We start from the raw sequence: 17,531 nt of genomic DNA, 5'->3' as shown, positions 1-17,531 counted from the left end.
CGTCCTTCAGGGTGGGGAGGAGCAGATCCCGCGTGTCGGTCGCGTAGCGACCGCTGATAGTCTTGATCTCGGTAAGTGAGACCTACCACCCCCACGCAAGTGGGAACACCCGAGCAAGTACGTGGGTACCGCTGGTCGAGCGGGAACCCGGACCACCCGGTCCGAACGCCTGAGTGAGATCGTGTGAGACCGAACCGCCACGGTGGGGACGCTGCGGTCGTTGAAGCAGGAAACTCAGTCCGCGAGGACTGAATCTCCTTCCTCCAGGGAGGAGAGAAGTCAACGCAACACCTTCTCGCGAATCTCAGCCGGCCGGACGGGTTCCGCGCCGGATTTCGATCGGCCGGCCAGGGCCAGCAACGCGGCCACGCCCAGCAACGTTCCGATCAGGGAGAACACCGCCGCGGGCGGCAGCAGGACCGCCAACGCCGCGCCCGCGAGCGGTCCGAGCACCTGGCCGAGGTCGAGCACCCCGGTGCTGAAACCGAAGGCGGTGCCGCAGCCCCGGTCCGGGACCCGGCGAGCCGTCACGTGCAGCACCGACTGCACGAGCGCTGCGAAGCAGAAGCCCTGCACCAGCCGCAGCGGCACCAGCATTTCCACGCTCGCTACCGCCTGGAGAGCAACCGCGAGCCCGCAGCAGGCCGCGGCCGCGGCGAAACCCAGCTGCGCGGGCCGGATGTCGTTGCGGCGACCCCACCACGGGCTGCCCGCGCACGACGCCAGCCAGGTCACGGCCTGCAGCACACCTACCCAGGTCGCCGCACTCGCCACCGAACCGGTCATTTGCTCGACGTGCGGCGCGAAAACCACCACCAGCGCGTAGATCGCAGCCTGAGCGGCGAGCCCGGCCAGCAGCATCGAACGGCTTTCCCCCGACCGCAGCAGGATCCCGGCCACCGCCCGCGCTGATCGACGTTGCCGAGCGCGGCCCGGTGGTTCGGTCAGCAGCACGGCGGCCAGCACGCTGGACATCACGAGGAGCCCGGCCACCACCGCGAATAACGGGCCGAATCCGAGCTGCCCGGCCAGCAGTCCGCCCACCAGCGGTCCGAGCAGCGACCCGGCTGCGGTGGCGCCGAACAACGAGCCGAGCGCACGACCGCGGCGGTTGGTCTCCGCTGCGGCGTTCGCATATGCGGCTGTCGCGCTGACCACGCCGCCGCAGAGGCCCTGCAGCAACCGGCACGCCAGGAACTCGCCCGGGGTGCTCGCCAGCGCCATGAGCACGATGGCCAGGCCCAGACCGGCATGCGCGCGCACCACCATCGCCTTGCGGCCGAAGCGATCGCCCACCCAACCCCACAGCGGACCGCTGACCAGTTGCACCACCGCCGGAGCCGCCAGCGAAACCGCCGTCCACCAGGGGATTTCGGCTTCCGGCGTGCCCAGGCCGGCCAGGTAGAAAGGCAGCAGCGGAACCACGATAGTCAGTCCTGCGGTCGCTGCGAACTGACCCAGGCAGAGGACGGCGAACGTCCGGCCGGACGATCGCATCAGCCCACCATCCCGCTGGCCAGCGGATTCGGGACCACACCAAGGCCAGCGGGCATGCTCACACCGCTGGACCGGCCCTGGCGCAGCAGCGGCCCAAGCACCTCGCGGCTGGGCCAGGTCTCGGCATGCAGCAACCGCGCACGCAGGACCTCGGCTACCGCAGCCGGCAACGGTTGCAGGCATTCGCGCACCGCAAGGCGCAACTGCGTCCACAACACGCCTTCGTCAAGGCCGAAGTGGCGGCACAGCGCATCGGCGATGCCGTAGAGGTTCACCTGGAACCCGAGGGTCTGGAGGTAGCCGACCAGCGATTCGGCCGACTCCAGCCGAAGCGACTGCGCAGCCCCGGGCTTGATCGCGTACTCCGGGTCCCGCGCCCCGGCGCTCGCCATCCACTCCGGGAACAGCCGCAACGTGTCGTGGTCGCGGAGCACGAATCGCTGCACCCGTGCGCCGCGCAACTGCACGACGACGTTCTGCCCGTGCAGCTCCGGCAGGACCCCGTAGCGCAGGAAGGCGAAACCGAACTCGCAGAACGACTTCGCCAGCTCCCGGAAGAAATCGACCGGGTCGAACCGGTCCGAGATCGCCGGTGCCAGCACGTCCCACTCGTGGGCGGCCAGCGCGGCCATCGGAAGCACCAGTCCGTCCAGCTCGGGGTAGACCCGCACCTGGGCGGCGAGCTGGCCGGGCCGATCACCGAACTCGTCGGCGGGGTCATGCCAGCCGCACCAGATCCGCTCGTCGCACAGCGCGACCCTGCGGCGCAGCAAGGTATCCCGATCGACGAGTTCCCGCATGCACTCCTGCGCCCGCTCGGCGTTGGCCAGGTAGCGCGGGGGCAGCAACCTCGTAGCCCCCAACGTGGCCATCCCGAGCGGGAGTTTGACGTGGCGCCGGGTCTCGGGCGCGGTGGTCAAGGTGCGGATGGAAGCGGTGGGGTGGCATCGGCCGAGACCGCGAACCAGCGGGATGACGGCCCGGGTGGCCAGCTCCTCGCCGAACTGCGCGGGCAGCAAGTGGTCGAACTGCCACGGGTGCACCGGAATCGCCAGGTACTCGTCGTCGACGAGGTCGGCGAGAACCTGCCGCCCCTCCGCGGCGAGGACCAGGTCCGGCAGCCGCTGCGAATCGGGATCCGTGCCGAAGCGCAGCCGGTCCCGCCGAACCGCCACCCAGTCCAGGGCCAGCGGTTCGGCGCGCATCGGCCCGTACCGGGCCACCTCGCCGGCGGTCCACCCCGACGCGGCCCGCGCGGTGGGGTGGAAGGGGCGGTTGCGCGTCGCCGCCAACCGCTCCCCCGCCAGCAACCGCCCTTCCTGCGGCGTCAAGTCGAGCGCGGCGCGCTGTCCGAGCACCACCTCGGTGTGCTCGACCGCTGCGCGCACATCCTCGGACACCTCGGCGGCATCGGCCAGCTCACCGCTCGCCAGCACCAGCAGTTCCTCCGGCCGCAGCGGCCGCGCCGCCGAACCGCCGCCGCCCAACCAGACCGGGCCGCGGGCGTACCGGTAACGCTGCAACGCGCCACCGGGCCGCACCCGGCAGCACACCCACCCTGCCGCCAGCTTCACCCGGCACCACAGCTCACCGGGAGCCAGCGGTTCGCCGGCGAGCTCCGCGGGCTGGCCGGCTTCGGCACGGGCGCCGAAGCCGGCCAGGTCCTCCTGCAGCAGCACATCGACGAGATCCCGCATCACCAGCTCGGCCGATTCCGCGCTCATCAGTACAGATCCAGCCAGGTCCCGATGCCTCGGCTCTTCGCCCGCTCGTACACCGCACCGGCGCAGGCGATGTCCTCGACCGCCATGCCCATCGGGTTGAGCAGGATGATCTCGTCGTCGTCGGTGCGCCCGGGCTTGGTTCCGGCCAGGATCTCGCCGAGCTCGGCGTGCAGCTGCTCGCGAGAGAACGAGCCTTCCAGCACCAGCTGGTTGATGATCTTCTTCTCCCGGTTGCACTGCTCCCAGTCGTCCACGACGACCTTGTCGGCGTTGAGGAATACCTCCTTGTGAACGTCCATGATGGACACGTTGCACAAAAGTGCACCCCGCTTGATCCAGCTGAACGGGAGGTAGGGCTGGCTGGTGACGGTGCACGGCACGACGAGATCACCGGCCCGCACGGCATCCTCCGCGGTGCCGGCGACCCGCGCCTTGACCGCCGGGTGGGCAGCGCTGATCTGCTCGGCCAGCGCGTGCGCCGCCTCCGCCTGCTTGTCGTAGAGGTGGACCGACTCGATGTGCCCGAACTGCTGCAGCAGCGCGGCGATCTGGGTGCGACCGATCACCCCGCAGCCCACCAGCGCGACGTCGGTGAACCCGCTGCGCGCCAGGTGCCGGGCCGCCAGGCAGGTAACCCCGGCGGTCCGCCAGGCGCTGATCATGCTGCCTTCCAGCACGGCCACCGGGTAGTTGCTCTCCGGGTCGTTGAGCACGATGACCGCGCTGGCCCGTTCCCGGCCGCGCCGGATCGGGTTGTCGTGCTTGCTGCCGATCCACTTGATCCCGGACAGCCCGGGTTCGCCGACATGCGCGGGCATCGCGATAATCCGGTCGGCGATGTGCTTGCCGGCGGCTCGCAGGTAAGGCTTGAGCGGCTGCACCGTCTTGCCCTCGGCGTGCGCGATCAGCCCCGCGCGCAACGCCTCCACGTAAAGCTCGGCCTCCGCACCACCGACCGCCGCGATGTCGCTGCGGCTCAGGTAAAGCATCTTCGGGGATTCCTCAGTGGACATTAGATCTCCTCGTCGTCAGTTCGTGCAGCGCTGCCTGGCGGCGGCGAACCAGTCTTCGTCGTAAATCAGGTCTAGGTAGCGGTCGCCGCGATCCGGGAAGATCGCGACCACCCGGCAGGGGCGCGGCAGCCCGGGCAGCGTGCGCCGGATCGCCGCTATCACCGCCCCGGTCGAGCCGCCGGCGAAGATGCCCTCTGCGGCCAGCAGGTCGCGGCAGCCCACCGCCGTTTCGAAGTCGTTGACGTGCACCACGTCGTCGATCTCCGCCGGGGCGAACAGCTCCGGGACCCGGCTGGCCCCGATGCCCGGCACGTCGCGCGGCCCGGCCGGGCCACCGAAGATCACCGATCCCACGGCGTCGACCGCGGCCACCCGCAGGTCCGGGAAGCTCTCCCGCAGCCGCCGGGAGCAACCGAGCAAGCTGCCAGTGGTGCTGACCGCGCCGAACAGGTACGACGGCGGTCGGATCAGCTGCTCGGCGAGTTCGGCGCCGGTGCCGTGGTAGTGGGCCTCCCAGTTCCGGTCGTTGGCGTACTGGTTGATCCAGATCGCCCCCGGCGAGCCCGCCACGATCTGCTGCACCCGGCGGATCCGGGTGTGCAGGTAGCCGCCCATCTCGTCCGGTTCGGTCACCACGTCGACCTCGGCCCCGAGGTGCCGCAGGATCGCGACGTTGGCCGGGGCCGCCTTGGGGTCGAGCACGCAGGTGAACCGCAGGTCGTGGATGCGCGCGGCGATCGCCAGCGCGATCCCGAAGTTGCCGGAACTGCTCTCCACCAGGTGGCTTCCCGGGCGGATGGACCCTTCGCGCAGTCCACATTCGACGATGTGCCGCGCGGAGCGGTCTTTCATGCTTCCGCCGGGATTCATCAGCTCAAGCTTCGCGATCACCTCGACATCGGGTTCGGGGAACAGCCGGTTCAGCGCGACTACGGGCGTGTTGCCCACGCACTCGAACACGGACTCGGCGACGGATTCGGTCAGGGTGTCGACAGCCACGTTTCTCCTCAGCTCGACGACCGGAACGGGCAGGGCGACAACCAGAACGCTAGCAAAGGTTAGGCTAACTTAACAGAAGAAGATCAAGAGATCACCATCACACAGACGTGACAAGGTTGACCCGAACAGAGCAACGATCACTCGCGGCTCCAGACCGGTACGCACGTACCGATGCCGCCGCCCCGCAACAGATCCGGACAGGCACCGAACCCGGCCCGTGCCGCTCAACGACAGGCGAGCGAGGTTGCAATGTCCACAAAGTCCTGAACCGGGCGGACACCGCAGGGTCAGCACGGCACGCGGCCCCAACGGCCTGATCAGCGGCTTCTTCAGCCCAACGGGACGACACGATCTGAACCTGCCCCCTAGGACAAGAGCTGTCTACAAGAGACACCTGATCAGTGAAAACCAGAAACCGCAGTGCAAACCGTCCGGATCAACTCTAGGGTGATGTCTCCGCCCCACCGCCTAACAGCGACGGGACGGATTCGCCAACAACGTCCCGTTCATCGGGCACGAGATGCGTTTGTTGTTTTCCAGGGCGGTCAATACCCTTTGCCAGGCTGGCACTGCACGCACGTCGGCCGCACTCCGGTGCCGCCCATCCTCGGTGAAGCGACATGGTTGGTCCCACACGTAAACCTCGCAGACCGGTCGAGGAGGGGTCTCGACGATCTCGCACACCAGGCCATCAACTTCCTTACCGGTGTAGCCTGGCGAATGATACGCAAACCGCTAACGTGGCGGAAGTATGCGTATTCGCTGGCGTTGTGGCTGAACTTCCTGGATGTGCTCGGGTGTGAGTGGGATGCGGTGTCGCCGGAAGATGCGGAGGCGTTCAAAGAGCGGCGGATCACCTCGGTGGACACTCGCCGGCCGAGATCACGAAGACCGGATCGCTGGCTTCAGCGGAGGTTGCTGGTGTGCCCGAGGGAGTACCGGCCTGGCTGTGGCATGTAGGTCAGGCCATGCGGACCGGCGCCGACCCGGATGCGGGCCAGGAGTTGGCCCGTGTCGGTGTCTGGACCGCCCCGGGTTTTGTGGAGACCTGATCATCTGTCTCGTGGGGCTATGCCGCTGTCGGGGGCTGCACGTGTCTGCGTTGCCAGAAGGCTTGCTCGAACTCCATCGGTGGCCTGTCGCCGCACCAGGAGTGCAACCGTTCATGATTATACCAGTAAACCCATTCCGCGGTCGCCAAGGTGACCTCGGCAGCGTTTTTCCATGGGCCGTTCCGGCCGATGAGTTCCTTTTTGTAGAGAGCGTTGACCGACTCTGCCAGCGCATTGTCGTAGGAATCGCCCGTACTGCCAACAGATCGTTCGATCCCGGCGTCGGCAAGCCGTTTCCCGTAACGGATCGAGGTGTATTGAACACCTCGATCGCTGTGATGCACCAATGCTTTACTGAGATGCTCTCTCCGGGACCACAATGCCATATCGAGCGCGTCTAGCGCAAGCTCGGTTCTCAGGTTGTCCGACACCTGCCAGCCCACGATCGCACGGGAAAACACATCCGTCACGAAAGCGGTATAGCAGAAATCGCCATCGAGAATGTCCACATAGGTCACATCGGTGACCCACAGCTGGTTCGGCGCCGGCGCCCTGAAATCTCGTTCCACCAGGTCACGCGGCCTGGTGTCCGCACTGCCGGGGATCGTCGTCCGCGGCCGGTGCCGTGTGGCCACGACCCCGGTCATGCCTTCGGCACGCATCAGTCTCTCAACCGTGCACCGCGCCACCTTCACCCCCTCGCGTAAGAGCTGTTTCCACACTTTCCGGGCTCCGTACATGCCTTTGCCCTGCTGTTCCCAGACCGCCCGGATCTCCGGGATCAGTTCCTCATCCCGCAACCGGCGATCCGACGGCTGCTCCTGACGTTTCTTCGTCGCGTAATACGTCGAGACCGCAAACCCGATCACCTCACACACCGGGGCGACACCGAATTCGCCGCTGTAGGTATCGACGAACCCGGCTATCTCGGCGGTCGAGGGTCCAGTTCCCGTGCGAAAAAAGCAGAGGCCGCTTTCAGGATCTCGTTCGCCCGGCGAAGCTCGCGGTTCTCCCGCTCCAATTCAGCGATCCGCGCGTCAGCCTCCGACATCGAGCCCGCCACCCGCTCGCCCGAGGGCCGCCGCCCCTGATCGTCCTGACGTAACCAGTACCGCAACGCCTCCGGATTGACCCCCAACTGCTGGGCCACCCGCGCGATCGCCCCACGCCCCGGACCCAGCTCCCGCTCCAGATCACGCACCATCCCCACCGCGCGCTCCTTCAACTCCACCGGGTACTTCCTCGCTGCTGCCATGCCGTTCATCCTTTCCAGAACCAACGGCCTCCAACAAACCCGGGGTGGTCCAGTCGAACACGTAGACCTCGTTGTGGTACCGGCCGGACAACCACAGCTGCTTGCCGTCCGCGGAAACCCCGCCCATGTCCGGGCTTCCGCCGCCGGGGATGTGCCACTTGCCGATGGGCTGGTGGGTCGTGGTGTCCAAGACCGCCACGCTGCCCTCCCCGCAGGACGGGACGGAGGGTTGTCCGCCCCACAACGGCAGTGCCTCGCGCAACCCCAGTCATTGCGCGGGGCGCTTTCGTCGTTCCTGGTTCAGCTCAGTGCGGGCGGGGTGGGTCGACGAGTTCAATGCCGATGGCGAGGACGCCGAGGGCTTCGCGTTCTGGTGGGTAGATCTGGCGAATGTTCGCCAGCTGCTCTTCGCGGTTCGCGGTCGGGTTGACCGATGCCACTGCCTCGTAGGCAAACATCTCGTCGAAGCTGGCGTAGCGGGCCACGCGAGTGACCCGGGTGAGGACTTCGTCGCCTTGGCAGCGGAACCGGATCAGTGAGCCCTGCTTGATCTTTTTGCGGCTGGAGTCGTTGACTCGGATCGGTGGTTTTACGTCCGGTGGCGATTAAATCGAAGTAGCGTTTGTAGATGCCCATTTCGTGGGCGCGGATGGTGGGTTCGGTGGGGCGTGCGGTCATGAGTCGGCCGAGTTCCTTGACGGTGAATGAACGGAAGAAGTGTTTGGGGTCGGAGATTAGTTCGCCAACGAGTCATACCAGCGCGTCGACGTAGTTGTCGGTGCTGCCGGGCCACGCGGTGGTGTCGAGCATCCAGGGTTCGACGTCAGCGGGCAGTGCGCTTGCACCACGTTCACGCAGCAACGATTTCGACAGCTTTGCGCCGGTGGGCGCTAGCACCTGCGGGGTGAAGATTCGAATGGGCATGTGGTCAGGTGGGGCGTGCAGCGCGCCGAGCGCGCCGTCAACGAGCTGGCAGCCGAACGCCCAGTCGCCGCCCTTCATCATCACGTGCATGGTGTCGGTGCTGCGGCCCAGCGCGCGTTCCTTGACCAAGTTGCGGTACAGCGTGGCCAGGTCCAGGTACGGGGAATCATCCTCGGGGTCGATGTGTGCTTCGTAGGGCCCGTGGTCGAGGCAGACCGCGGTGAACGTCGCGCCGTCCTCGTCCAGGTGGGCGAGCTTGGTTCGGTCTGCTCGTTTTTCGGCCCAGCCGCATTCTGGGCAGGGAATGCGGGTGTGGACGACGCCGTGCGAGGGGGCCAGCCACCAGCAGATTTCGTCCAGCCGTTCCAGGGTGCGCAGGAACTCCGCCCGGAACCCTGGCGTGGCCTGTTGGTCGGTGTAGGTCTCCACCTCGTAGTCGGTGTCGGTGGCTTCGGACAGCGAGTCGAAGAACCCCCGGTAGTAGCGCTCGATCAGCTCGGCGATCTGGTCCTTGCCGAGTGCATGGTAGTAGGTCTGCTGGTAGGCGGTGTGGGTCTCGGGGTCGAGCACCACCTCGTAGGGGGCGTTGTCCAGTGCGGCGAACCGGACCCGGGTGTCGGTGGAGAATTCCCGGCGGGCGAGCTTGGCCAGTAGGAATGCCGTGGTTTGCACGAGGTTCGTGCCCAGGTGCGGAGCACCGTTGATTTGGGTTCCCACCACGAACTCGATCCGCGCTGGCCGGGTGGCCAGCGCGCGGGGCCGCAGGATGTCGATCGAGCGCAACAACGCGTTGGCCAGGACACTGTTTGGCGACAGCAGCAACGACGGTTTCCCGTTGCGGCGCAATGTGATCACGCTCCTCGACTAGGTCTGGGTAGGCGAAGGTTGGCGCAGATGAAGTCCAGGCGGGCCGCCGTGGAGTCGGGGGCGACGAACACCGGCTCGTAGCCCGCGTCGTAGTAGCCCTGCACGATCAACTCGTGCACTCGCCGGATCTCCCGGTCCTTGGCCCACACGATGTCGTCGGGATCTTCGAAGGTGTCCAGCGGATCGAGCACGAAAACCGTGTCGTACCGGTATCGCTGTGTGGCGTCCTCCAGCTGCGGAGTGGCCTTGAGGCCGAAGAATCCTTCCCAGCCGTAGCCGTCGGGAATTCCGCGGTTGTAGAAGCGGATCCCGTGAGTGTGCGCGGTGTACTCGGCGATGAACGCGTCCAGCACCTCTAAGGAGTAGGCGCGTCGATCTTCCTTGCGCAGGTGGCGACCCAGTCGCTCACGGTGCCTGCGGTAGATCTCGCGGCCGGGCTCCTCGGTCATGCACGGGATCCCGGCCACGTGGATCGCCTCGATGAGATCGTCCTTGCCGGACGAGGGGCCGCCGGTGATGACGTAGCGGCGTGGCTCCCCGGTGGCCGCTTTCTCCAGTGCGGCGCTCAAAGCGGGGTTGGTGCTGGTCACGATGCTTGTCCGTTCTCTTCAACAAGGGGGTTCACGGTTGGTGCGGTCCGGGTCAGGAAACCGTCGATCCAGACTTTCCCGAGCCCGGTTTCACCGTGCAGAGTGGTAACGAATGCCTCTCGGCTCACACCTCCGCTGGCGGCCTCGGTCAGCCGGGATACTTGCGCCGCCGTCAGCGCTGGCACCCATCCGGCCACGTTCAGCAGCTCGTCGGCGGAGGCCTCAAGGTCGGGCGCGAACGCGGTCAGGTAGCCGATCGCCTCGGCGCGGGCCGCAGCCCACCGCCACGCGGCAGTGACCGCAACGCGGACGACGGCTTGCCGATCGACTTGGAGGCTGAGCAATCGCTCGACCGCGAGCAGTTCGGCGCGGGCCGCGTAGATTGCCGACCACAACCGCGTCAGCTGCTCCTCGTGCTCGGAGACTTCCCACGCGAACGGATCGGCCGGTATCGGCTGGCGGACACGAACAGGGGCCAGTCGCGGCGCGATCATGGGCGAGCGGGTGAACCGGTCCGCATCCGCCAGCAGTTCATCCGCGATCTTCTCCACGAGCTGAGGTTCGACGCGCTTGCGGAAATGGTGCACCTCGTGTCCGGCTTGCTCGGCTGCCAGTTCTCTGCGGGCCGTGAGGTTTAGGCCGGGCTCGGCGGGCGGCAGCCCGAACAAGGCACGGGCAGCGGAGGCGTAGCGGGCGTCGTCGAACCGCGCTAGCAGACCGCGCAGCGTGCCATCCAACGCAGCCATGCGGCTGGCCTCATCCTCGGGATCGACCGCACGGCCCACGACGCCCCGCAGGTCGAGCAGCACATCCACCGAACTGGCCGACGTGACGGGCAGGCCGCGCCGTAGCAGCAGTTGCAGATCCCCGACAACGGCTTCGACTGGGCTTTTTCTGGGCATGGCAGTAGTGGACCACGATGCCCAGAAAAGCCCAGCGTTTCAGGGCGCGATCACCCGGATGGATTCGGCCGGTCGATGCGGCGAGGGGCACCGCAACGACCGGCCGTCGGGGGATTGGAACCGGTCGACCGATGCAACGACGGGCAGTGCACAGGTCGACCGCACGACTCGGTGCCGATCGGGGGGATTTACGGCACCGAGCTGGGTTTACAGGCTTTGCAGGGCGGCGAGCAGCCGCCGCAGCATTCCGGGAGGTCGTGCCATCGCGTCCCGGTCATCGACCGGCAAACCAGACCCGACCAGCGGCAGGAGCCGGGTTTCCTCGACTGCGAGCGCATCAGCCAGATCGCCGCACGATCTCGAACCGCCCGCGAAACCGTTCGCGCTCAACTGGTGGCCACACGTGCCCGCAGGGCCGCTCGCCGGCCGAGATCCCGAAGACCGGATCGCTGGCTTTAGCGGAGGTTGCTGGTGTGCCCGAGGGAGTACCGGCCTGGCTGCGGCATGTAGGTCAGGCCATGCGGACCGGCGCCGACCCGGATGCGGGCCAGGAGTTGGCCCGTGTCGGTGTCGAACACGTAGACCTCGTTGTGGTACCGGCCGGACAACCACAGCTGCTTGCCGTCCGCGGAAACCCCGCCCATGTCCGGGCTTCCGCCGCCGGGGATGTGCCACTTGCCGATGGGCTGGTGGGTCGTGGTGTCCAGGACCGACACGCTGCCCTCGCCGCGGTTGGCGACGAACGCCCGTCGCGAATCGCGGGAGAAGTAGATCCCGTGCGCGCCCTTGCCGGTGGGCACGAAGCCGATCTGCTGGTTCGCCGCACCGTCGAACAGGTACACGCCGCCGGCCATCATGTCGGCCACGTAGAACGTCCTGCCGTCCGGCGCGAGCCGGCTGTCCTGCGGCATCCCGTCGGGGACGCGGTCAAGCTGGAAGGTGCGCACCGGCCGGCGGCCGGCGACGTCGAGCACGATCATCTTGTTGGCGAACTCGCACGTCACCAGCGCGAGCTTGCCGTCGGCGGTGAAGTCCATGTGGTTGACCCCGGCGCAGTCCGGGACGTGCAGCTGGCCCTGCGGCTGCCAGGTGTGCGGATCGTAGAAGTCCAGGCGCTTGTAATACTCGGCGACGACGATCGCTGAGCGGCCGTCCGGGGTGAAGTACAGGTTGTACGGGTCCTGGATCGGCAACGGGGTGCCGGGCTTGCCGGTCTTCGGGTCGATCGGGGTGAGCGTCCCGGCCGGGACCTTGTCCGCGGTGACGTAGAGCGTCTTCAGGTCGTAGGACGGAACCACGTGTTGCGGTTCCTCTCCCCCGGGAAAGGCGTCCACGACCTTGAAGGTGTTCGGGTCGATCACCGAGACCGTGCCGTCCAGGCTGTTGGGCACGTACACCAGGTTGCGCACGCCGTTCATCGCTTCCGACAGGTGGCCGGGACGGGCTGCCGCGTAGACATCACCCTGGTCGAGCGGGGGTGGCATACCCGGCAGGACGTTGACCTGCGGTGGTGCCAGAACCACCTTGGGCGTGTCGGCGAAGACCGCGCTGTCCAGTTCTGGGCCGCTGCATCCCGCCGCCGCCAGCCCCACGATGCCGACCACCGCTAGGAGCGCTGTCCTGATCTGCATGGCCGCGACGGTACAATCCGCGATCGCCTGGTCCGGGCAACGACGTGGGAACACCACGCTTCCGAATCCACCACAGCCCCCGCACGGGTGAGGGTCAGGCCCACCTGGGCTACCCGGGCAGTGGTGACCAAGTCAAAAGCGTCGTCCCACCGAGTGCACGAGCCGTACCCCGGCGAGGCGGTCAGTCGTCGGCGAGAACCTGTTCCAGCCACATGGTGTGGACCGGGCCGTCGGCGAGTTCCGCGTTGCTGGTCAGTCGGCGGTGCAGTGCCACCGTGCTCGCGACACCTTCGACGTGGAACTCGGCGAGCGCCTGCCGCGCCCTGGCGTAGGCCTGCTGGCGGTCCGTTCCCCAGCAGATGAGCTTCGCGATGAGCGAATCGTAGAACGGGCTGATCCGGTCCCCTTGCGAAATACCCGTGTCCACCCGCACACCCGGGCCGCCGGGCAGCTGAAGTGCGGTTACGTCGCCAGGCGTTGGGGCGAAGGCGCGCGCCGGGTCTTCGGCGTTGATGCGCAGTTCGATGGCGGCACCCCGGCACTCGATCGAGTCCTGATCCAGCGTGAGTGGGGCGCCACCGGCGATTCGCAGCTGCTCCGCGACGACGTCCACACCAGTGATCGCCTCGGTGATCGGGTGCTCGACCTGGACGCGCGCGTTCATCTCGATGAAGTAGAAGTTCTCATCGCTGTCGACCAGGAACTCCACGGTGCCGGCGTTCCGGTAACCGACGTGCTCGGCCAGTCGCACCGCCGCCGAGGTGATGGTTTGCCGGGTCGTCTCGCGCAGGGCCGGTGCGGGCGCCTCCTCGAGGAGTTTCTGCCGGCGCCGCTGCACCGAGCAGTCCCTTTCGAAGAGGTGCACCACGTTCCCCTGCGCGTCGGCGAGCACCTGCACCTCCACGTGCCGGGCGTTGGGGACCGCGCGCTCGAGGTAGATCGTCGCGTCCCGGAACGCCGAACGCGCCTCTGCCTGGGCTCCGGGCAGCACGTCCAGCAGTTCTTCGGCATCGCGGACCGGCCGGATTCCCCGGCCTCCCCCACCCGCGGCCGCTTTTAGCAGCAGCGGGAACCCGAGCTCCAGAGCCGCCCGCGGCGCGTCCGCCGGATCGGTGATCGGGCCGCTGCCGGGCACCACCGGGACGCCAGCGGCCTCAGCGGCGCGCCGCGCGGCCGCCTTGTCGCCCATCTGTTCCAGGACCGCCGGGGGCGGCCCGATGAACACCAGGTCGGCCTCATCGATCGACCGGGCGAAAGCGGCGTTCTCCGACAGGAATCCGTAGCCCGGGTGGACCGCGTCCACGTCGGTGGACCGCGCCGCCTTGAGCAGCGCATCCGGGTCCAAGTAGGACTTCCGCGCGGCGGACCGGCCGATGTGCACTGCATCGTCGGCCATCTGCACCCACCGTGCGTGCTCGTCGGCGTCGGAGTAGACCGCCACCGCTTCGATGTCCGCCGCGTGGCACGCGCGGATGATCCGAACGGCGATCTCGCCGCGGTTTGCCACCAGCACTCGCCGCAGCCCGGTCATGGCTCATCGACCTCGAACATCGTCTGGCCGACGTCCACCTCGTCGCCATCGTCGAGCAGGATCTTGCTGACCCGGCAGGCCCGGTCCGCCTTGACCTCGTTGAAGGTCTTCATCACCTCGATGAGCCCCAGCGTCTGGCCCGGCCGGACAACGCTGCCGGGTTCGATGAACGGGTCCTCGTCGGGCGACGGTCGCCGGTAGAAGACCCCCGGCAGCTGAGCATCCACTGTAGACATCGACTCCCCCTTGAACGGCGCTAAGCGGGTGCTACCGCCGCCCGCGCCTTCTCCAGACGTGCACGCCGCTCCTGTCGGGCAGCCATCGCCGCCTCGACGTCCACCGGCACGAAATGCACCCGCCCCCCGGTCCTGGTCTGCGCCAAGCGGTCCCGGTCCACCGAGATCACCGTGCCGATGGTCGCGTACCCACCGCCGGTGACCGCGTCGTTTAGCAGAACGATCGGCTCGTCGCCGCCGGGAACCTGCACCGAGCCGACCGGGTAGCCGAGGTCGACGACGTTGGCCTGGTCGCTGCCCGCACCGAACGGCTGCTCCCGTTCGACGAACTCCAGCGATCCGCCGCGCAGCCGGTATCCGACCCGGTCGGCGTCCTTGGTGACCTTCCACTCCGTGCTGAGGAACGATTCCAGCGCGCGCCCGGTCAACCGGTAGGCGCACAGCCCGACGACGAACCGGAGTTCGGTCACCGCCGGGAAATCTGGGCGCAGCTCCTCGGGCACCTCGGTCCCGGCCGCCGGGGCCGGTCCCGCCTCACCGAGCGGCAGCTGGTCGCCGCTGATCAGCGCACGCCCCTGGAAACCCCCGATACCGGTGAGCATGTAGGTCGAGCGCGAGCCCAGGTAGGGAGGCACGTCGATACCGCCGCCCACTGCGACGTACGGACGGGCACCAGCGCGGACCTGTTGGACCGCCAGCACGTCACCTGCCGATACCCGCAGCGCCTGCCAAGGCGGGGCGGGTTCCCCGTTGATCGTGACGCCGCTGTCCGCGCCGGTCACCGCGACGGTGCGCGAGTCGGTGAATTCCAGTTCGGGTCCGAGGTACGTCGCTTCCAGGGCAGCAGCCCCGTCCGGGTTGCCGACGAGCAGGTTGGCGACCGCGAAGGAGTACTGGTCCACGGCCCCCGACGGCGGCATTCCGATGGCGTACCGCCCGTCTCGACCGGTGTCCTGCACGGTCGTGGACAAGCCGCCCGAGCGCACGATCAGGAAGCTCACCGGTACAGCACCTCCAAGAGCCGGCCGTTCACCGCGTCCGGGTCGGCGAGCAGTTCCGCCGGAACCAGCTCCACGTCGCGGATCCGGTAGCGGAAGTGCCCGACCTCCACTTCCGAACGGGTGCGGTCGTATTCGTCCCGATCGATCGCCCGGTACCGCAGGACGTCGCTGGGTCGCGGGAACGCGATGTCGTCGGCGAAGTCCGGCAGCCGCTGCGCGAGGTCGAACACCGGAGCGGGAGCTATCCCGAAAAGCTGGTACCCGCCGGCCCCGCGCACCGGGTAGACCACGGCGAAAGCCCCGCCGTAGCCGAATGCCCGTTCCGGCGTGTCGGTCCGCGGACGCACGTACTTCGGCACCTGGATCTGCCGGTCGCGCGGCACCATCTGGTAGCAGAACGGCAGTCCCGGGACGAAACCGAGCATGGTGACCAGGAATGGTGCCGCGGTGATCGCCTCGACCAAGGCCCGGACATCGGTGAAACCGTTGATGCGGGCGGCGTATTCGAGGTCCGTGGCGTCCGGATCCTGGTGCCGGTCACGGAACTTCAGCAGGGTTTCGCGGGTCCACGGATCGTCGAAGAGCACCGGCACGTCGACGATGCGGGTGCGCACCGCATGATCGTCCGGCAGCGCGCCGGCCGTGTGCTCCAATCTGCGCAGTTCTTCGACCAGTTCGGCCGGGTGCAGGCGATCGGGGTTCAACCGCACCAGGTACGAGGCGTTGGACGGGCAGATGTCGATGACTCCGTCGATGTTCTCGCGGCGCAGCGCACCGGTGATCGCCATCGCCTTGAGGTTGGCTTCCAGGCTCATCTCCCGGTCGAGCTCGACGAAGACGAACTCGTCGCCGCCGAACTCGTAGCGCGCCGGCGGCAGCTGAACCTCCATCGCGGTCACGGGCCCACCCCCCTCGCCAACATACGAGTTGAGGATGCGCCGCGGGAATGTTTCGCGCAGCTTGGTCGTGCGTGGGTGAGGCACCTTCGGGTGAGGCCGCTTTGTGACCGCTCTGCGTGCGGCGGTCCCGGCACCTATCATCAGCGGCCGGCCTGGAGGCGACCGGTTGCGCAGTTCGGTGCCCTGCAAGCGATCGCCGCACGCCACGGTCCCGCGATCTCCCACGTCAAACCGCACCGTGCCGAGCGGGGGTTCCCGGTGGTGCGGGAAGCGTTCGCCGACCTGGACTACGACGAATCCGGGCACATCATCATCGAGCCGGATCCCTGGGCCAAGTCCCCGCAGCGCTGCGGGGACCAGGCGGTGGCGGTGCTCCGCGGCGAAGTGACCTCCGTCGCGGGCACGCCCATCGCTGTCGAGGCCGACACGATCTCCTGCACGGCGACCGACCGAATGCGGTGGAGTCAGCCTGCCGGCAGCAGGTGGTCCGATGGCTCGATGCGCGAATCGCCCAGGTGATCCCCTTCCGGGCTAAACGGCGGCACGGTGTGCGGCACGCAGTCGGCCACCAGCAACGAGTCCACCGCTCGCTCCTCGGGGCCGGCGCTCACCACCGCGGTACCGTTCGGCGCCCAGATGCCGGAATTGCCGCGGTACTCCCACTGTCCGCGTTCCGACACCTCCCAGCCCCGCCGATTGGCGTAGGCGACGAACACCCGCCACACGGCTGCCATCGCGGGGATGATGTGCTCGGTGGCATCGGGATAGGGGACCAGCGTCGGAGTCCCGTCCTGGAGCGTGAAATGCCGGTCGGCAGCCGTGGGACCGACGATCAACCGCGCACCGCGCCGGACCAGGCTCTGGTAGAGCGGCGGGAACTCGCACTCGTAGCAGTTGAGCAAGCCGACCGGGAATCCGTTCACCTCGACCACCGGCGGAATCTCTTCGCCTGCGGTGAAGTTCACGCGTTCGGCGGCGCCGTACAGGTGCGTCTTGCGGTAGTTGGCGATGAGCTCGCCGTCGGAGGCAATGGCCACCGAATCGTGCAAGGCGCCGCTTTCCGCCCGTTCCACGTAGGGCAGGACGACTGCCACTTCGTGCAGCTTGGACAGCTTCCGGGCGAGTTGGACGGACTGGCCGTCGTACGGTTCCGCCAGCAGTTCGCACTGTTCCCGCCCGAGCGCGTAGCCAGTGTTGAAGCACTCGGGGAACGCGCAGAGCTGGCTCTCGTAGCCGGCCGCCAGGGCCAGAACTTCCTCCATCCTGGCGAGGTTCTCCGCCTTCGCTGTCGGTGAACCCGCCGGGTTCTCGCCCTGAAAGAGCGAAACCCGGATTCCAGCACCGGGCCGTGGTGGTTCGCGGTCGACCAACCTGCTGATGATTCTGACGGGACGCATGGTTCTCCTCTCC

19 protein-coding genes are annotated in these 17,531 nt (G+C 67.7%); 2 read left to right on the top strand and 17 right to left on the bottom strand.

The genetic code is table 11. The annotated features are described in order from the left end of the window. Positions 1-279: 279 nt before the first annotated feature. The 4 genes from FDZ84_RS26360 to sbnA are packed head-to-tail and all read right to left on the bottom strand — an operon-like array spanning position 280 to position 5,233. Entirely contained in the window at positions 280-1,497 is a 1,218-nt protein-coding gene (locus tag FDZ84_RS26360) for an MFS transporter (RefSeq protein WP_168588062.1), read from the bottom strand. Further along, positions 1,497-3,221 (bottom strand): IucA/IucC family protein, encoded by a 1,725-nt coding sequence (locus FDZ84_RS26355; protein WP_168588061.1) that lies wholly within the window; start codon positions 3,219-3,221, stop codon positions 1,497-1,499. The genes FDZ84_RS26360 and FDZ84_RS26355 overlap by 1 nt, the downstream gene beginning before the upstream one ends. Beyond that, positions 3,221-4,234, bottom strand: a complete 1,014-nt coding sequence (gene sbnB, locus FDZ84_RS26350) for a 2,3-diaminopropionate biosynthesis protein SbnB (RefSeq protein WP_168588060.1) — start codon at positions 4,232-4,234, stop codon at positions 3,221-3,223. Before sbnB ends, FDZ84_RS26355 begins: the two co-directional genes overlap by 1 nt. 15 nt (positions 4,235-4,249) lie before the next feature. Then, on the bottom strand, positions 4,250-5,233 hold the full coding sequence (sbnA, locus tag FDZ84_RS26345; protein ID WP_168588059.1) for a 2,3-diaminopropionate biosynthesis protein SbnA: 984 nt from the start codon (positions 5,231-5,233) through the stop codon (positions 4,250-4,252). A 923-nt stretch (positions 5,234-6,156) separates the two neighbouring features. Here sbnA and FDZ84_RS40130 point away from each other — a divergent pair. Beyond that, positions 6,157-6,285: a hypothetical protein gene (locus tag FDZ84_RS40130; RefSeq protein ID WP_256413572.1), complete on the top strand. Its 129-nt coding sequence runs from the start codon at positions 6,157-6,159 to the stop codon at positions 6,283-6,285. A gap of 17 nt (positions 6,286-6,302) precedes the next feature. On the opposite strand, the gene FDZ84_RS26340 is transcribed toward FDZ84_RS40130, so the two are convergent. The 12 genes from FDZ84_RS26340 to FDZ84_RS26285 all read right to left on the bottom strand — a co-directional run bounded on the left by FDZ84_RS26340 (position 6,303) and on the right by FDZ84_RS26285 (position 16,112). After that, positions 6,303-7,549 (bottom strand): IS3 family transposase gene (locus FDZ84_RS26340; protein WP_371812682.1). Its coding sequence is split into 2 segments (ribosomal slippage): positions 6,303-7,243 and positions 7,243-7,549, totalling 1,248 coding nucleotides; the frame shifts between segments, so codons are not numbered across the junction. Beyond that, positions 7,479-7,739 carry a YncE family protein gene (locus FDZ84_RS26335; protein ID WP_168584130.1) on the bottom strand — a complete coding sequence of 87 codons (261 nt, stop codon included), beginning with the start codon at positions 7,737-7,739 and terminating at the stop codon, positions 7,479-7,481. Before FDZ84_RS26335 ends, FDZ84_RS26340 begins: the two co-directional genes overlap by 71 nt. Before the next feature lie 106 nt (positions 7,740-7,845). Beyond that, on the bottom strand, positions 7,846-8,073 hold the full coding sequence (locus FDZ84_RS38050) for a hypothetical protein (protein WP_371812919.1): 228 nt from the start codon (positions 8,071-8,073) through the stop codon (positions 7,846-7,848). 217 nt (positions 8,074-8,290) lie between these two features. Beyond that, the gene (locus FDZ84_RS26325; protein ID WP_168584129.1) at positions 8,291-9,319 is read right to left on the bottom strand and encodes a hypothetical protein; all 1,029 of its coding nucleotides are present in this window, start codon (positions 9,317-9,319) and stop codon (positions 8,291-8,293) included. After that, entirely contained in the window at positions 9,316-9,921 is a 606-nt protein-coding gene (locus FDZ84_RS26320) for an AAA family ATPase (protein WP_168588058.1), read from the bottom strand. Before FDZ84_RS26320 ends, FDZ84_RS26325 begins: the two co-directional genes overlap by 4 nt. Beyond that, a complete protein-coding gene (locus FDZ84_RS26315) occupies positions 9,918-10,823 on the bottom strand; it encodes a hypothetical protein (RefSeq protein WP_168588057.1) in 906 nt (301 codons plus the stop codon). The genes FDZ84_RS26320 and FDZ84_RS26315 overlap by 4 nt, the downstream gene beginning before the upstream one ends. A gap of 207 nt (positions 10,824-11,030) precedes the next feature. Beyond that, complete coding sequence (locus FDZ84_RS26310) at positions 11,031-11,213, bottom strand: hypothetical protein (RefSeq protein WP_168584128.1); 183 nt, start codon at positions 11,211-11,213, stop codon at positions 11,031-11,033. 65 nt (positions 11,214-11,278) lie between these two features. Then, on the bottom strand, positions 11,279-12,511 hold the full coding sequence (locus FDZ84_RS26305) for a beta-propeller fold lactonase family protein (RefSeq protein WP_246868436.1): 1,233 nt from the start codon (positions 12,509-12,511) through the stop codon (positions 11,279-11,281). 124 nt (positions 12,512-12,635) lie between these two features. Further along, on the bottom strand, positions 12,636-13,985 hold the full coding sequence (locus FDZ84_RS26300; RefSeq protein WP_168588056.1) for an acetyl/propionyl/methylcrotonyl-CoA carboxylase subunit alpha: 1,350 nt from the start codon (positions 13,983-13,985) through the stop codon (positions 12,636-12,638). Continuing rightward, positions 13,982-14,221: an acetyl-CoA carboxylase gene (locus FDZ84_RS26295; RefSeq protein WP_168588055.1), complete on the bottom strand. Its 240-nt coding sequence runs from the start codon at positions 14,219-14,221 to the stop codon at positions 13,982-13,984. The genes FDZ84_RS26300 and FDZ84_RS26295 overlap by 4 nt, the downstream gene beginning before the upstream one ends. Positions 14,222-14,241: 20 nt before the next feature. Beyond that, positions 14,242-15,222 carry a biotin-dependent carboxyltransferase family protein gene (locus tag FDZ84_RS26290; protein WP_168588054.1) on the bottom strand — a complete coding sequence of 327 codons (981 nt, stop codon included), beginning with the start codon at positions 15,220-15,222 and terminating at the stop codon, positions 14,242-14,244. Then, positions 15,219-16,112: an allophanate hydrolase subunit 1 gene (locus FDZ84_RS26285; RefSeq protein ID WP_246869233.1), complete on the bottom strand. Its 894-nt coding sequence runs from the start codon at positions 16,110-16,112 to the stop codon at positions 15,219-15,221. Before FDZ84_RS26285 ends, FDZ84_RS26290 begins: the two co-directional genes overlap by 4 nt. A 270-nt stretch (positions 16,113-16,382) precedes the next feature. Between FDZ84_RS26285 and FDZ84_RS26280 the strand changes: the two genes are divergently transcribed. Further along, on the top strand, positions 16,383-16,640 hold the full coding sequence (locus FDZ84_RS26280; protein ID WP_210435118.1) for a LamB/YcsF family protein: 258 nt from the start codon (positions 16,383-16,385) through the stop codon (positions 16,638-16,640). Here the strand turns inward: FDZ84_RS26280 and FDZ84_RS26275 are convergent. Beyond that, positions 16,586-17,518: a nitrilase-related carbon-nitrogen hydrolase gene (locus tag FDZ84_RS26275; RefSeq protein WP_168588052.1), complete on the bottom strand. Its 933-nt coding sequence runs from the start codon at positions 17,516-17,518 to the stop codon at positions 16,586-16,588. The two genes, FDZ84_RS26280 and FDZ84_RS26275, sit on opposite strands and share 55 nt — an antisense overlap. Positions 17,519-17,531 lie beyond the last annotated feature (13 nt).

The organism is Saccharopolyspora sp. ASAGF58 (assembly GCF_012277335.1).
GTDB lineage: Bacteria > Actinomycetota > Actinomycetes > Mycobacteriales > Pseudonocardiaceae > Saccharopolyspora > Saccharopolyspora hattusasensis.
Note: the sequence above shows the minus strand (reverse complement) of the source record. Positions and strands in the feature narration are given on the sequence as shown.

Bases quoted from the DNA above. Each gene is read 5' to 3' on its own strand.
- FDZ84_RS26275 (WP_168588052.1), bottom strand. From the start codon at position 17,518: ATGCGTCCCGTCAGAATCATCAGCAGGTTGGTCGACCGCGAACCACCA.
- FDZ84_RS26315 (WP_168588057.1), bottom strand. From the start codon at position 10,823: ATGCCCAGAAAAAGCCCAGTCGAAGCCGTTGTCGGGGATCTGCAACTG.
- FDZ84_RS26295 (WP_168588055.1), bottom strand. From the start codon at position 14,221: ATGTCTACAGTGGATGCTCAGCTGCCGGGGGTCTTCTACCGGCGACCG.
- FDZ84_RS26360 (WP_168588062.1), bottom strand. From the start codon at position 1,497: ATGCGATCGTCCGGCCGGACGTTCGCCGTCCTCTGCCTGGGTCAGTTC.
- FDZ84_RS26285 (WP_246869233.1), bottom strand. From the start codon at position 16,112: ATGGAGGTTCAGCTGCCGCCGGCGCGCTACGAGTTCGGCGGCGACGAG.
- FDZ84_RS26300 (WP_168588056.1), bottom strand. From the start codon at position 13,985: ATGACCGGGCTGCGGCGAGTGCTGGTGGCAAACCGCGGCGAGATCGCC.
- sbnB (WP_168588060.1), bottom strand. From the start codon at position 4,234: ATGTCCACTGAGGAATCCCCGAAGATGCTTTACCTGAGCCGCAGCGAC.
- FDZ84_RS26355 (WP_168588061.1), bottom strand. From the start codon at position 3,221: ATGAGCGCGGAATCGGCCGAGCTGGTGATGCGGGATCTCGTCGATGTG.